This window comes from Mycobacterium sp. SM3041, from assembly GCF_039668335.1.
Lineage (GTDB): Bacteria > Actinomycetota > Actinomycetes > Mycobacteriales > Mycobacteriaceae > Mycobacterium.
In genome coordinates, this window is the sequence record NZ_JAYXBQ010000017.1 from 82505 (window position 1) to 96013 (window position 13509).

Consider the following 13509-nt stretch of genomic DNA (forward strand, 5'->3'; position numbering starts at 1 on the left):
CCGACCGTGTCAACCGACGCAGCGGACGTCGACCGGCTGCCGCCGGCCCCCGACGTGCCTTTGAGTCTGCGCGAGCGCATCGCCGCGATCCAGGTGGCGCACAGCGGATGTGAGACGTTCCGGGACGCCGGCGGACCCGTCACCACGGTGCGCATCGCACCGAAGTGGATGATGCCGCCGATCATCGCCGTCACCTCGCCGCAGGGTGCCCGCGACGTCCTGACCGCCACCTACCCGGCCGTCGACCGCGACTTCCCGTTCATGACGGAACAGCAGAAGCTCAACGGCGGCTCGCTGCTGAACTTCAGCCACAAAGAATGGGTCGGACGGCGCCGCATGCTGCAGCCGGTGTTCACCACCGCGCGCATCGCCGAACTCAACGAGCAGATGTACGACATCGCCACCGACGCCGCGACCTCGTGGCGGAACGGGTCGGAGATCGACCTCAACCAGGAGAGCCGGCGCATCACCATGCGGGTGCTCGGCCGCACCATCATGGGCTTCGAACCCGGTTCCTACACAGACGAATTGGTCGATCCACTGCGCCGGATCAGCAAGTACATCGCCGACCGGGGCCGTGCCCCGGTGAAGCTGCCGAGCTGGGTACCGACCCGGGAGCGCCGCTTCGCGGTCAGGTTCAACAAGGTGGCACACGATCTCGCCGCTCAGATCCTGCGGGACTGCCGCACCGATCCGCAGCTGAGCGCTCCCCTGGTCCGAGCCATGATGGAGGCCCGCGACCCGGAGACGGCAGAACCGTTGACGGACGAGGAAATCTGCCACGAACTCGTCATCTTCCTGGCCTCGGGGTTGGAGACCACCGCGACGACGCTCGCCTACGCACTGTGGGAACTGGGCCGTCATCCCGAGATCTTCGACCGGGTGGCGGCCGAGGTCTCCGCGGTCGACGACGCCGCGCTGCGGACCAATCCGCGCGGCCACCTGCCCTACACCGTCAGCGTCATCCAGGAGGCCCTGCGTCTGGGCGGCCCGACCCCCGCGGTGATGCGTATCGCCCGGCAGGACATGGCCGTCGACGGCTTCCGCGTCGAGGCGGGCAGCATGCTCATGGTCGGCGTCTACGCCATGCACCGCGACCCCCAATTGTGGGACCGTCCACTGGAATTCGATCCCGACCGGTTCAGCGACGGCCGCTCGCGCATGCAGTGGCAGTTCCTGCCGTTCGGTGGCGGCCCGCGCTCGTGCATCGGCGAGTTCTTCGCCCTCACCGCAGCGACTCTGGAGCTCGCCTCGATCGTCCGGCACTGCCGGCTGACATCGCGCAGCGCCACGTTCCCCATCACCGCGCCCCTCACCATCGTGCCGGACGGGCCCATCCCCGCCCTCGTCCAGACCGCCAACGCCTAGGAAGACGCCGTGCCACGACGCGCCCCGGTACGCACCGCCGCACTGAACCTGGAAACCCTGACGCTGCAGCAGGACGGCCGCGTCCTCACCGCGCGGTTCGACGACCCGCCCAACCACTTCCTGTCGCTACGGCTGGTCAAGGACATGGACCGGCTGACCCGTGCCGCGGATCAGGACCCGTCGGTCGGCGCCGTCATCCTGACCGGCACCGGAGACAAGTTCATCTCGCACTCCGAACCCGAACAGGTGCAACTGTTCTTCCAGATGGCGACGCCACCCCTGCCGTCACGCGCGGTGACCTGGTCGATCAAGCTCAACAACGCCGCCATGCGCGTGCCCGCCCTGATGAAGGCCACCGAGACCCGCGGCGGCGACTGGGGCACCGGCATCGTCTACAGCGCCATCCTCAAGCGAACCATCACCCGGATGAACCGGTCGGGCGTCGTCTACCTCGCGGCCATCAACGGCACGGCTCTCGGCGGTGGATTCGAACTCGCGCTGTTCTGCGACCTGCGTATCGCGGCCGACGCCGACCGGGTCCGCATCGGTCTGATCGAGATTCTGGCCGGCCTGGTACCGGGAGGCGGTGGGAGCCAACGACTTCCGGCGATGCTCGGCATGTCCGCCGCGCTGGAGCACATGCTGGAAGGCCGCCCGCTCACCGCGCGCGAGGCGCTCGACGCCGGTATCGTGCACCGACTCACCCCCGCCGAGGGATTGCTCGACGACGTGCAGGCCACTGCGCAGCGCCTGTCCCGCCGCTCCCCCTACGCCATCGCGGCCGTCAAACGCGCCGTCTACTTCGGTGGCAACAGGTCGTTGTCCGCGGCCCTCGACTTCGAGCTCGCGGGGTTCGTCGGGACGGGCCGCAATCCACGAAAGCACTTGACGGCAGACGCTTTTCAGCAGGACTACGAGGCCATCGGCGACAGTCCCTTCGCCGGCCACATCGAGCCCTGGCTATCCGGCACCCGCGTCGAGCAATAGGCTGGACCCATGCCGTCCGTCTTCACCATGATCATCAACCGCGACCTGCCGGGCCGATTCGTCTACGAGGACGACGACGTCGTCGCGTTCCTCACCATCGAGCCCATGACGCAGGGTCACACCCTGGTCGTGCCCCGGGCCGAGGTCGACAACTGGCAGGACGTGGACCCCGAGCTGTGGGGCAAGGTGATGACGGTGTCGCAGAAGATCGGCCGCGCGGTGTGCACGGCATTCGACACCGAGCGGGCCGGCGTCATCATCGCCGGGCTCGAGGTGCCGCACCTGCACGTGCACGTGTTCCCGGCCCGCAACCTGTCCGACTTCGGGTTCGCCAATGTCGACCGCAACCCGTCGCCCGAATCACTCGACGAAACTCAGGCCAAGATCATCGCCGCCCTCGGCACCGTCGGCTGATTCAGCAGAGCCGGCCGCGCCGCCGATCCGCGGCAGCCGCACGGTGAACCGGCACCCGTGGCCCGGCGCCGTGGTCACGGTGACAACGCCGCCGTGTGCCCGCACCAGCGAGTCGACGATCGAGAGCCCCAGGCCAGTGCCACCGCTGGTCCGGGTCCGCGACGAGTCGGTGCGGTAGAAGCGCTCGAAGATGCGGTGAGCGTCCTCGGCCGACAGGCCAGGGCCCTGGTCGCAGACCTCGAGTACCGCGTCGCCGTCGACCGTGCCGACGCGCACCGTGATGCCACCGGACTCCGGCGTGTGCTGCACGGCGTTCATCACCAGGTTGCCCAGCACCTGGCGCAGCCGGGCTTCGTCGCCCAGGACCTCCGGGGTGCCCGGCCCGTCCAACAACTCCAGCGACACCGCCCGGTGCGGCGCGATCGAGCGCGCGTCGTGCACGGCGTCGGTCGCCAGGATCAGCAGGTCGACGGGCCGCTGCTCAAGCGGCCGCTGTTGGTCCAGGCGCGCGAGCAGCAGCAGATCCTCGACCAGCAAGCCCATGCGCCGGGCCTCGCTCTCGATGCGGCTCATCAGCATCTCGACGTCGCTGGCGGCACCCTGCCGGTACAGCTCGGCGAAACCGCGGATGGTCGTCAGCGGCGTCCGCAGTTCGTGGCTGGCGTCGGTGATGAAGCGCCGCATCCGCTCCTCGGAAGTCCGCGCCGACTCTGCCGACTGTTCCGACGAGGCGACGGCGTTCTGAATCTGCGCGAGCATTCCGTTGAGCGCCAACGACAATCGGCCGACCTCGGTGCGTGAATCGCGCTCGGGCACACGACGGTCGAGCTGACCCGACGCGATGTCCGCGGCCGTGCGCTCCACCTCGTCCAGCGGCCGGAGGCTGCGGTGCACCGCGACGTACCCGGCGATGCCCAGGATCAGCAGCACCGCGGCACCGATGCCCACCTGCGACCATGCCAGCGCCCGCACCGTCGACGCCACGTCGGACAGGTCGATCGCGACCGTCGTCAATTCCCCGTCCGGGCCGCGCACCGTCATGGCCCGCCACTTCACGTCGGAATGCTGGATCGAGCCGACCGTCGTCGGCACCGGGCCGACGTCATTGCTGTCCGGCAGCGCCGGCTGCGCGTCGTTGTCGTTGACGGCGATCCACACCCGCCCGTCGGGGTCGATGCCGCGGACGTAGAAGTTGGACGGCGGCCGCGCCGGGTTCGGGCCTTCGATGGGCGTGGCCGGGATGCGCCGCGGTTCCTGGGCCCAGCTGCGCGACGCGTCCAGCAGCGTCTCGTCGACGCGGTTGATCAGGCTGTGCTGCATGATCGAGGTGACGGCGACGCCCGAGGCCAGCAGGCCGAGGGCCGCCAGCAGCACGGTCGCGGCGACCAGCCCCACCCGTAGCGGAATGCCCCGCACACCGCGGCCCATGCCGTCGCTGCGCTCGCCCTGTCGGCGTGTCATCACTCCATTGTTGGTGATGTCCCGCCAGAAACGCCTCAGCGCCGTCTGTTCTTCGCGCGAGCGCTCATCACCGCGGCTCGCGGAGCACGTAGCCGACCCCACGCAGCGTGTGCAGCAGCCGCTTCTCGCCGGTGTCGATCTTGCGGCGCAGGTAGGACACATAGGACTCGACGACGTTCACATCGCCACCGAAGTCGTAGCGCCACACGTGGTCGAGGATCTTGGGCTTCGACAGCACCGTGCCCGCGTTGATGATGAAGTAGCGCAGCAGCGTGAACTCCGTCGGCGACAGCGAAACGGGTTCGCCGGCCTTCCACACCTCGTGGGTGTCCTCGTCGAGCTCGATGTCGGCGAACGTCAGCCGGGCGCTGCGCGGCTCTTCGACACCGCGGCCGGTGCGACGCAGGATCACCCGCAGCCGGGCCACGACCTCTTCCAGGCTGAACGGCTTGGTGACGTAGTCGTCGCCGCCGAGCGTCAGGCCGGCCACCTTGTCCTGCAGGCTGTCGCGCGCGGTGAGGAAGAGGGCCGGCGCGTCGATACCGTCGGCCCGCATCCGGCGCAGCACGCCGAACCCGTCCATACCGGGCATCATCACGTCGAGAATCACCGCATCGGGCTTGACCTCGCGGGCCTTGTCGAGCGCGGCCGGGCCGTTGGAGGCGGAGTGCACCTCGAAGCCCTGGAACTTGAGACTGACCGACAGCAGCTCGACGATATTGGTCTCGTCGTCCACGACGAGAATCCGCGCTTCGGGGGTCGCCTCAGGAACTGCAGCCATGGCCATGCAGCCATGGTCCTCGCAGGCCTTAAATCCTCCCTGCCTGGTGGCTGTGAAGATACTGTGAGTCATTCAGCTAATAGCCGGACCGCCGGTACCTACCTCGGCAACATCAGATGTGATCCGCGCCATACACTTGGCCGATGGATCTGGGTAAAGCCCTGTCAGACCTGGCCTCGGCGCCGCTAAAGATCGCCAGCGCCGGTCTCGAGATCGCCAGCGGCACGCTGTCGACCGTGCAACACGCGCTCGGCGACACCAGCGTTGGTTCGCCCGTGATGTCCATGCTCGGCCTCGACGACACGCTGAGCCGGGCCGGTCGCCTGACCCGACTGGTCGACGACGACGCTCCGCTGGGCCGGGCGCTGGCGCCGGGCGGCGTGCTCGATCGGTTGCTCCGCCCGGGTGGCCTGGTCGACCAGATCAGCCAGGACGGCGGCCTCCTCGATCGCCTGACCGCCGAGGGCGGCGCCGTGACACGAGCACTGGCACCCGGCGGCATCGTCGACCAGCTGACCCTCGACGGCGGTCTGCTGGACCAATTGACCTCCGACGACGGCGCGTTGTCCCGCGTGCTCGCCCCCGGTGGCTTCGCTGAGCAGGTACTCGCCCCCGACGGTGTCGTCGACCGGGTACTCAGCGAGGACGGCATCGCGGCCCGCCTGATCGCCGAGGGCGGACCGGCCGACCGCGTCCTCGCCGACGGCGGCGTGGTGGATCGCTTGCTGAGTTCGGGCGGCATCGTCGACCGACTGCTCGAACCGGGCGGCCCCGCCGACCGCGTCCTCGCCGACGGCGGCGTCGTCGACCGCGTGCTGTCCACCGACGGCATCCTCGACCGGGTGCTGGCCCCCGGCGGGGTGGCCGACCGCGGGCTCGCCGAAGGCGGTGTCGTGGACCAGGTGCTCGCCGACGGCGGCATCGTGGACCGGGTCCTCCGACCGGAAGGCATCGCCGATCGGCTGGTCGGCGAAGGCGGTATCGCCGACCGGCTGTTGGCCGACAACGGGGTGGTCGACCGGGTGCTGCGCGCCGACGGCATCGCCGACCGCCTGCTCGGCGACGGCGGGCCGGTCGACAAGATGCTCTCCGACGGCGGCCTGGTGGACCGCCTCCTCAGCGAAGGCGGTATCGCCGAACGACTGCTCGACGAGGGCGGCGCCATCGACGTCCTCACCGCACCCGACGGCGCCCTGATGAAGTTGAACGACGTCGTCGACAACCTCAACCAACTGGCACCCGTGCTGGCCGGACTCGCGCCGACCGTCGACAAGCTGTACGACGCCGTGCTCGTCCTCAACGACGCGGTGAATCCGCTGAGCAACATCGCCGGGCGCATCCCCCTGAGCCGCCAGCGCGGCAAGCGCGCCGCCAAGGCCGCCGCTGCGCGGCAAGCCGTCGACCAGAACGGCCAGGAGCAGCCGGGATCCGGCCAGTGAAGCTGGCGGGTTAGGATTCGGGGCGGTTCGGGCATGCTCGAGCCGCATGCCTCCCTAGCTCAGTGGTAGAGCACCGCTCTTGTAAAGCGAAGGTCGTCGGTTCAATCCCGACGGGGGGCTCCAACAGGCAGCGGCCGATGTCGGTGGCTCGTCGTAGCGTCAATGCATGAGGGTATGTCTGGGGTGTGGTTCGCCCCTTTCCAAGCGCAGCCAGAAGAGCTATTGCGGCAATGCCTGCCAGGCATCGGCTCGCCGTGATGCGAGCACCAAAAAGTGGCTTGCAACCGGCGAGGCGCGGGTCCGCAGCGAGCGCGGCCACTTCATCCGGGAATACCTCGCCGACGCGCAATCCGGCTGCTGCGCAATCTGCGGCGGAGACACGACCTGGCAGGACCAGTCACTGGTGTTGGTACTCGACCACATCGACGGCGACCCGACGAACAACCGCCGGGAGAACCTGCGGCTGGTCTGCCCGAACTGTGACTCCCAGCTGCCGACGTACAAGAGTCGCAACCGCGGCAACGGCCGCCACTTCCGTCGCGAGCGATACGCCAATGGGCAGTCGTACTGAAACAAAGCCTCCTACTGCCGAGTGAAGCGACCTACCCAGGCCAGCACGAGGGTGACGATGAGCAGCATCGGAGCGCCGATCTGTACCACCTCCAACTGCCGGGGGCTGACCGTTGTCAGGGCGCCCAGGACCACGGCGACGACAACGACCACGAGGCGCATCGCCAGCAGTGGCCGGCTTTTCAGCGCCGACGCCAAGGTCCGGCGCCCGACGGTGACCACCAGTTTTCCGAGTGCAGCGCCAAGACCGATGGTCGCCGCGGCGATCCCGACGCGGGGTCCGACACCCAGTGTGTTGCCCGGGGCCGCCGTGACGAGCAGCAGCCACACCAGGAACAGCACTCCGGCAGTGCACCACCGCAGCCACCGGGCCATCGCGAGTGCGATGTTGCTGCGTGCCAGACCGCCGAGGGTGGGGTCGAGCGTGCCGGCGCCGAGGAAGCCCTGCAGCGCGCCGAGTAGCCGTCCCCGCGCCATCCGGTTGACCGCAAGGTTGTGCGTCGCGATGGCGTGATCGGGTTGCAACCGCAGCGCCGCGCTGTATTCGGCGTCCGATTCGGCGGTGCGTGAGAGCTTCCGAAAGATGTTCCCGCGCAACACGAACAGATCGGGATCTGAGGGTTCCAGCCGGATCGCTTCGGTCACCTCGGTCAGCGCGGCATCCAGCCAGCCTTCATCGGAGAGGATGTGGGCATACACCAGGTGGGTTCGATACTCGTTCGGGTCAGCGCATACCGCGCGCCAGGCCATCCATTTCGCCTCGTGCCACCGGCCCTGTCCGCGAAGCGCCAACGCGTACAACCGAATCGCGTGCTCGTTGTCAGGAGCCGATTTCAGCGCCGCATAGAGCCGGCGCTCGGCGCCGATGTAGTCGCCGAGCCCGATGGCGGCCTGGGCATCGAAGATGAGCAGTGCCGGATGGTCCGGCGCCATCGACAGCGCGTCGCCCAGCACTTCTCGGGCCCGCTGATGGTTGTCGACGTCGAGGTACACCCGCGCCTGTTGCAGCGCGGCATCGACAGCGTCGGCTGTCACCGAATCTTGTTGCGACGCAGGTACTTGGCGAGTTCGTCGTAGGTACCGTCGCGATTGCCGAATTCCACGACGTTCCGTGCAGTGTCGAACCAGGGACCGGTCGACGGACGAACCTGGCGCAGCGCGGCCTCCACATCGGACATCCGCACCGGCCGGACCTGCCCGCTCTGTAGCGAGTCGGCCATCGCCAATTGCGTTGCGGTGTCACAGACATGCGCCAGATCCGCGCCCGAGAAGCCCGCCGTGCGAGCCGCCAGTGCGGACAGGTCGATGCCCTCGATCGGCCGGTCCTGCAGGTGCAGTCGCCCGATGCTTGCCCGGGCCGCGGTGTCGGGCAACCCGACGAAGACCATCCGGTCGAACCGGCCCGGCCGGCGCAGCGCCGCATCGACATCCCACGGCGCGTTGGTGGCACCCAGGATGTACACGCCGTCGTTGCTCGCCGAGGCTGAATCCAGTTCCTCCAGAAGGGTATTGACGATGGTTCGGATGCCGGACGTACCGCTCAGCGCGGAGCGGCGGTGGCCCAGGGCGTCAACCTCGTCGAAGAACAGCACACACGGCGCGTTACGCCGCGCGGTGTCGAAGACCGCGCGGATACTGCGTTCGCTCTCCCCGAACCAGCGGTGCAACACGTCCGCGATGCCGACCTGATAGAAGTTCGCCCCCAGCTCACCCGAGACGGCTTTGGCGATGAACGACTTCCCGCACCCGGGCGGCCCGTAGAGCAGCAGCCCGCCGCGGGCCGACATCTTGTAGGCCTTCATCAGCTCGGGGTTGCGCAGCGGCCCGAGCAGCGAGAGGTCGAGCTGCTTCTTGACGGCGTCCATGCCGCCGACATCAGCAAGCCGCACCCCACTGCGGGTGACGGCCTCGAAGTCGTCCTCTCCCACTGCCCGCGCCGGTTCGTCGACAAAAGCGGGCTTGACGATGTCGGACACCTGGTCTTCGGCCGCATCCCAGTCGAACGATGACTTCGGTTGCGGCACTTCGGGTTCAGCTACGGGTACCGGGGCGGCAAGTGCCGCGGTGCACTGCTGCAACAAGCTCTGCGCGGTGGTGTCGGTCGGGTCGGCGGCCAGTACCGCACCACAATGCGCCAGCGCCTCGGCGTGCCGGCCCCGGTCGGCCAGCATCGCGGCCAGATGCAGGCGCAGGGCCAGTGCGTCGGGGCTCTGCTCGACGGCCTGCACCAACTGTGCGATCACCGGATCATCGGTCATTTCTCAGTCCCCCTCGCCCCCAACTCGACCTCAATCCTAGGTCGGCAGTGCCGGCAGGCGCCCGGTCACCGCGGCCCGCCCCATCCGGCTGCCAGCCAACACTGCCCGCCGATCACGAGGGCAATCGTGACCGCCAACGCCACCAGCACCGGCCACCAGCGAGCGGCACGACGCCACAGCCGGCCACCCGGCCCAAGGTCCCCCAACGCACGACTCCCTCTGAAAACGTTCCGCAAGGTGTAGTCGGCGGGCACTCGGCCAACCGAACGCCGCCCGGCAGTGATCTGGCACACGGCGAAGAGTAGGCAGTTGTGGGACCTACGATTCTGTTGTGACACTGCGCGACCGCGTCGCCGCCGCTCGACGCCGCATTCTCGGGGACCGGCCGTCCACCGCCGACACCGCGGGCCTACCCGTCATCGTGCCGGCGCAGCCCGTCGACCTGAGCGACGAACGTGCGGTCACCGAGGTTGTCGAGCTGGCCATGAACGTGGGCGAGGTGCTGCTGGACTCGGGTACCGGCGCCATCGACACCAGTAAGCAGATCGCCTTCGTCGCCGCCACCTACGGCCTGCCGGACTGCGCCGTCGACGTCACCTACAACGCCATCCACGTATCCGCCCGGCGCGGCCCCGGCCTGCCGCCGACCAACTACATGCGCACGGTGAAATACCGCTCACTGGACTACACGCGCCTCGAACAGGTGGACACGCTGCTGCGGCAGATCGGCCGCGGACACCTCGGCCTCAAGCCCGCCCGCGCGGCCCTGGACCACATCGTCGCCGCCGACCATCCGTATTCACGCAAGGTCGCGCTGTCCGGCTGGGCACTCATGGCGGCGGCGGTGACGCTCATGCTCGGCGGCAGCCCGACACTCGCCGTCGTCTCGTTCGTCACCACCGCCGCGATCTACGGCACCAACGTCGCTCTCGGCAAGCTCGGCCTGCCCTACTTCTTCCAGCAGGTCATGGGCGGTTTCATGGCGACGGTCCCGGCGGCGTTCATCTATAAGTTGGCCATCGAACACAGTGCCGTCGTCGCGCCGTACCGCATCATCGTGTCCGGCATCATCGTGCTCATGGCGGGGCTGTCACTCGTCGGTTCGGTGCAGGACGCCATCACGGGTGCGCCCGTCACGGCGGCCGGCCGGTTCATCGAGGTGATGGTCTACACCGCAGGCCTGGTCGGCGGCGTGGGCATCGCGCTGCGACTCACCTCCGCCCTCGGCGCCAGCCTGCCGCCCATGCAGCAGGAGGTGCTCCCCTACGCACCGTTGCCGATCATGGTGCTCACCGGCGGTCTAGCGTCAGCCGCCTTCGCGCTGGCCAGCTACGCGTCACCGAAGGCGCTGACCACCTCATTCGCGTCAGGTGCTGTCGGCGCGGGGCTGGTCGGATCCATCTTGAACGCGGGGCTGGGCCCGATCGTGGCGTCCGCGGTCGCCGCCACCGTCGTCGGTCTGGCCGGTGGCCTGCTGGCCCGCCGCGCCGTCGTCCCGCCGATCATCGTCGCCGTCGCCGGCATCACGCCACTGGTGCCCGGTCTCGCGGTCTACCGCGGGCTGTCCGAGATCATGGCCGGCCAGACCCTCGCGGCCATCTCCAATCTCTTCACCGCCGTCATGGTGGGCTGCACGCTGGCTGCCGGGGTGACCCTCGGCGAATGGGTGGCGCGCACCATGCGCCGCCCGCGTCTTCCCCGCCGACTGCTCGGCTCGCGCGTAGCGTAAGGCGCCATGTCCGAGACCGGAATCTGGATTGCCTGGGGATTGCCCACCCCGGGACGGGAACTGCAGGCCCTCGCGGCGCTGCGCGATGCCCGCGGCTACCTGCAGGCACTCGTCGACGACGGCCGGATCGAAGGTTTCGACGTCACGGTGCTGCGCCCGCAGACGACGGAGCTGGGCGGCTTCATCCACGTCAAGGGCACCCGGGTTCAGATCGACATGCTGCGCCGCGCTGGAGATTTCGAGCGCTGGGCCACCGGAATCCAGCTGATCGCGGACCGGGTGGCGTTCGTGGACAGCTGGGTCGATCGCGGCATCGATCACGCCATCGAGTTGTACGAGGACGCGCTCCGCGAAGCCGGTCTGCTCCGCTGACGTATCGAGACGGAAACAACCCCGTCGAAAATCTCCCGCGGCCCGAGCCGATGTTGTTCCATAGGTTAATTAGCTGGAACAGCAGGGAGAAACGATGAGCGCCGCACGCTACATCGGCCGGGTCGGCAGGCTCGCCGTCGCACTCGGCATCGGCACCGCGATCGCGTCTGGGCAGGGCGCCGCGTGGGCCGACCAGACCGACACCGGAGCGTCCACAGGCCCAGCAGCGGCGTCCGCGACAGGCGAAACCGCCGGGGCGTCCGGCACTTCGGGGAGCTCCACGAAACCGCGTCGCGACAAACCGCGGCCCAAGAAGGACGACGACAAGACCGGGACACCGGCCGCGGGCACCACCGACGACAGCGCGTCCGATCCCAAGCCCCAGACCCCGCCCGACCCCAAGACCGACAAACCGGCCAAGGCGCCGGGCAAGGGCCGTGATCGCGCGAACCAGCAGAAGAACAACAACGCCAACGACGCCACGCCGGCCGCCGCGGGCCCGAAAACCCCGAAACACCCACGGGTGACCCCGGACCCGACCGCCGCAGTCAAGCCGCTCGCCGGCCGGCAGACCGCGGCGCCGCCCAAGCCGGTCAGCGTCGCCGCCGTCGCACCGACGGTCATGAAGGTCACCACCAGCGCCGTGACGGCGTCGCCGACACCCGTTGCCGCGACGACGAACCTGCTCACCCCGAACGTCACTGCACCCACCGCCAAGGCGCTGAACCCGGTGGCGGCTGTGATGAAAGCCGTGTCCGGCGCGCTGAATTGGGCGTTCAACCCGATGGGGAGTCCCGCCCAGCCCACGCTGGCGTGGACGGTCATGGCCTTTGCCCGCAAGGAGATCGACAACCTTCTGACGGCCATCAAGCCGCAGAACGTCGTCAGCGCACTCACCACCACCGGCCAGGTGCTGAGCAACCCCATGGCCGCGCTCACCACGATCATGAACCCCCGGCCGGCCTGGCCCACGCCGGGTCTACAGCTCAGTCCATCAACGAGTTTCGTCGACTGGGTGACAGGCAACTTCGCCCCCAACGACACCTACTCGCGGTTCGGCGTGTGGGGCACCGACGTCGGCACCGCGTGGGACAACGGAATTGCCGACGATCCCAGCACCCCGATCAACGAGCACCAGGTGCTGATGGCTTTCGGCGACACCTTCAGCGGCCCCAACATGACCGGAAACTGGCTGAACAACATCCTGTTCCGCTCGTCGGATGCCAACCTCGCCGACGGCATTTCGATCCCGGCAGGTCAGTGGTTCAACGGCAACATGTTCGGCGGGACCCCGCTGTCGTCGCCGACGACGGCACGCCAGATCATCCTGCCCGCCAAGCTCCCCGCGGGCCTACCGTCCGGAGTGACGCTGATCCCGACCTCGGGCATCTCGGTGCCGACACCGGGTACCCAGTTCGGCGCGACGCAGTACCTGAGTTTCATGTCGGTCAAGCAGTGGGGCGCGCCCGGCCAGTGGACGACGAACTACTCGGCGATGGCGTATTCGACCGACAACGGCGAGAACTGGACCATCGCACCGCAGAGCGTCCGCCAGAACTGGGGCGGCAACGCCAATTTCCAGCAGGCGGCCCTGGTTCGCCCCGGCGATGGCTACGTCTACTCATACGGCACCCCGAATGGGCGTGGCGGCGCCGCGTACATCTCGCGGGTAGCCGAGGCCGACATCCTCGACGCGTCGAAGTACGAGTACTACAACAAGGGCAGTGCGGGTGGCTGGTTCGGCATCGGTGCGATCAAGCAGGGCTGGTACAAGGATCCGTCGAAGGCCGGCGTGGTGTTCGGCAGAGACACCGGGGCGTGCGGTATCGGCAAGCCCGGCAACCAGGTCAGCGAGATGTCGGTGCAGTACAACCCGACTTTGGGCAAGTACGTGACGCTCTACGGCGACCAGTTCAACAACATCGTGCTGCGCACCGCCGACAGGCCCGAAGGCACGTGGTCCGCCGCCACCGTGCTGATGCCGCAGCAGAACGGCGGCATCTACGCCCCCATGATGCAGCCCTGGTCGCCGTCAACCCTGGGCACCGGTACCGATCTGTACTGGAACCTGTCATTGTGGAGTGAGTACAACGTCATGCTGATGAAGACCGACCTCACGAAGTTGTAGCC

At 68.5% G+C, this 13509-nt stretch carries 12 protein-coding genes and 1 tRNA gene; 9 read left to right on the plus strand and 4 right to left on the minus strand.

Annotated elements, in window-relative coordinates:
* The first annotated feature begins 6 nt into the window (after positions 1-6).
* From VXD91_RS05400 to VXD91_RS05410, 3 genes are read left to right on the plus strand one after another with little or no spacing between them, the layout of a single operon-like run.
* Positions 7-1368, plus strand: a complete 1362-nt coding sequence (locus VXD91_RS05400; protein WP_346414855.1) for a cytochrome P450 — start codon at positions 7-9, stop codon at positions 1366-1368.
* A gap of 9 nt (positions 1369-1377) precedes the next feature.
* Positions 1378-2355, plus strand: a complete 978-nt coding sequence (locus VXD91_RS05405; protein ID WP_346414856.1) for an enoyl-CoA hydratase/isomerase family protein — start codon at positions 1378-1380, stop codon at positions 2353-2355.
* 9 nt (positions 2356-2364) lie between these two features.
* Complete coding sequence (locus VXD91_RS05410) at positions 2365-2769, plus strand: HIT family protein (RefSeq protein ID WP_346414857.1); 405 nt, start codon at positions 2365-2367, stop codon at positions 2767-2769.
* Here the strand turns inward: VXD91_RS05410 and VXD91_RS05415 are convergent.
* Both VXD91_RS05415 and VXD91_RS05420 read right to left on the minus strand, forming a co-directional pair.
* Positions 2716-4230, minus strand: coding sequence for a HAMP domain-containing sensor histidine kinase (locus VXD91_RS05415; protein WP_346414858.1), 1515 nt, complete (start codon positions 4228-4230; stop codon positions 2716-2718). The genes VXD91_RS05410 and VXD91_RS05415 overlap by 54 nt on opposite strands.
* Before the next feature lie 67 nt (positions 4231-4297).
* The gene (locus tag VXD91_RS05420) at positions 4298-5017 is read right to left on the minus strand and encodes a response regulator transcription factor (protein WP_020098732.1); all 720 of its coding nucleotides are present in this window, start codon (positions 5015-5017) and stop codon (positions 4298-4300) included.
* A gap of 137 nt (positions 5018-5154) precedes the next feature.
* Between VXD91_RS05420 and VXD91_RS05425 the strand changes: the two genes are divergently transcribed.
* The 3 genes from VXD91_RS05425 (at position 5155) to VXD91_RS05435 (ending at position 7021) form a co-directional block, all read left to right on the plus strand.
* Positions 5155-6450 carry a hypothetical protein gene (locus VXD91_RS05425; protein WP_346414859.1) on the plus strand — a complete coding sequence of 432 codons (1296 nt, stop codon included), beginning with the start codon at positions 5155-5157 and terminating at the stop codon, positions 6448-6450.
* 48 nt (positions 6451-6498) lie between these two features.
* Positions 6499-6573, plus strand: a tRNA-Thr gene (locus tag VXD91_RS05430).
* A gap of 43 nt (positions 6574-6616) precedes the next feature.
* The gene (locus tag VXD91_RS05435) at positions 6617-7021 is read left to right on the plus strand and encodes an HNH endonuclease (RefSeq protein WP_346414860.1); all 405 of its coding nucleotides are present in this window, start codon (positions 6617-6619) and stop codon (positions 7019-7021) included.
* Positions 7022-7032: 11 nt separating this feature from the next.
* On the opposite strand, the gene VXD91_RS05440 is transcribed toward VXD91_RS05435, so the two are convergent.
* Both VXD91_RS05440 and VXD91_RS05445 read right to left on the minus strand, forming a co-directional pair.
* Entirely contained in the window at positions 7033-8055 is a 1023-nt protein-coding gene (locus tag VXD91_RS05440; protein WP_346414861.1) for a tetratricopeptide repeat protein, read from the minus strand.
* The gene (locus VXD91_RS05445; RefSeq protein WP_346414862.1) at positions 8052-9278 is read right to left on the minus strand and encodes an ATP-binding protein; all 1227 of its coding nucleotides are present in this window, start codon (positions 9276-9278) and stop codon (positions 8052-8054) included. The genes VXD91_RS05440 and VXD91_RS05445 overlap by 4 nt, the downstream gene beginning before the upstream one ends.
* A gap of 331 nt (positions 9279-9609) precedes the next feature.
* Here VXD91_RS05445 and VXD91_RS05450 point away from each other — a divergent pair, with 331 nt between their 5' ends.
* The 3 genes from VXD91_RS05450 (at position 9610) to VXD91_RS05460 (ending at position 13507) form a co-directional block, all read left to right on the plus strand.
* Positions 9610-11007, plus strand: a complete 1398-nt coding sequence (locus VXD91_RS05450; protein WP_138247816.1) for a threonine/serine exporter family protein — start codon at positions 9610-9612, stop codon at positions 11005-11007.
* Between the two features lie 6 nt (positions 11008-11013).
* A complete protein-coding gene (locus VXD91_RS05455; protein ID WP_346414863.1) occupies positions 11014-11379 on the plus strand; it encodes a hypothetical protein in 366 nt (121 codons plus the stop codon).
* Positions 11380-11473: 94 nt separating this feature from the next.
* Complete coding sequence (locus VXD91_RS05460) at positions 11474-13507, plus strand: DUF4185 domain-containing protein (RefSeq protein ID WP_346414865.1); 2034 nt, start codon at positions 11474-11476, stop codon at positions 13505-13507.
* Positions 13508-13509: the final 2 nt, after the last annotated feature.

Coding starts and splice junctions, on each gene's coding strand:
- VXD91_RS05445 (WP_346414862.1), bottom strand. CDS start 9,278: ATGACCGATGATCCGGTGATCGCACAGTTGGTGCAGGCCGTCGAGCAG.
- VXD91_RS05425 (WP_346414859.1), top strand. CDS start 5,155: ATGGATCTGGGTAAAGCCCTGTCAGACCTGGCCTCGGCGCCGCTAAAG.
- VXD91_RS05415 (WP_346414858.1), bottom strand. CDS start 4,230: ATGACACGCCGACAGGGCGAGCGCAGCGACGGCATGGGCCGCGGTGTG.
- VXD91_RS05435 (WP_346414860.1), top strand. CDS start 6,617: ATGAGGGTATGTCTGGGGTGTGGTTCGCCCCTTTCCAAGCGCAGCCAG.
- VXD91_RS05420 (WP_020098732.1), bottom strand. CDS start 5,017: ATGGCCATGGCTGCAGTTCCTGAGGCGACCCCCGAAGCGCGGATTCTC.
- VXD91_RS05460 (WP_346414865.1), top strand. CDS start 11,474: ATGAGCGCCGCACGCTACATCGGCCGGGTCGGCAGGCTCGCCGTCGCA.
- VXD91_RS05410 (WP_346414857.1), top strand. CDS start 2,365: ATGCCGTCCGTCTTCACCATGATCATCAACCGCGACCTGCCGGGCCGA.
- VXD91_RS05455 (WP_346414863.1), top strand. CDS start 11,014: ATGTCCGAGACCGGAATCTGGATTGCCTGGGGATTGCCCACCCCGGGA.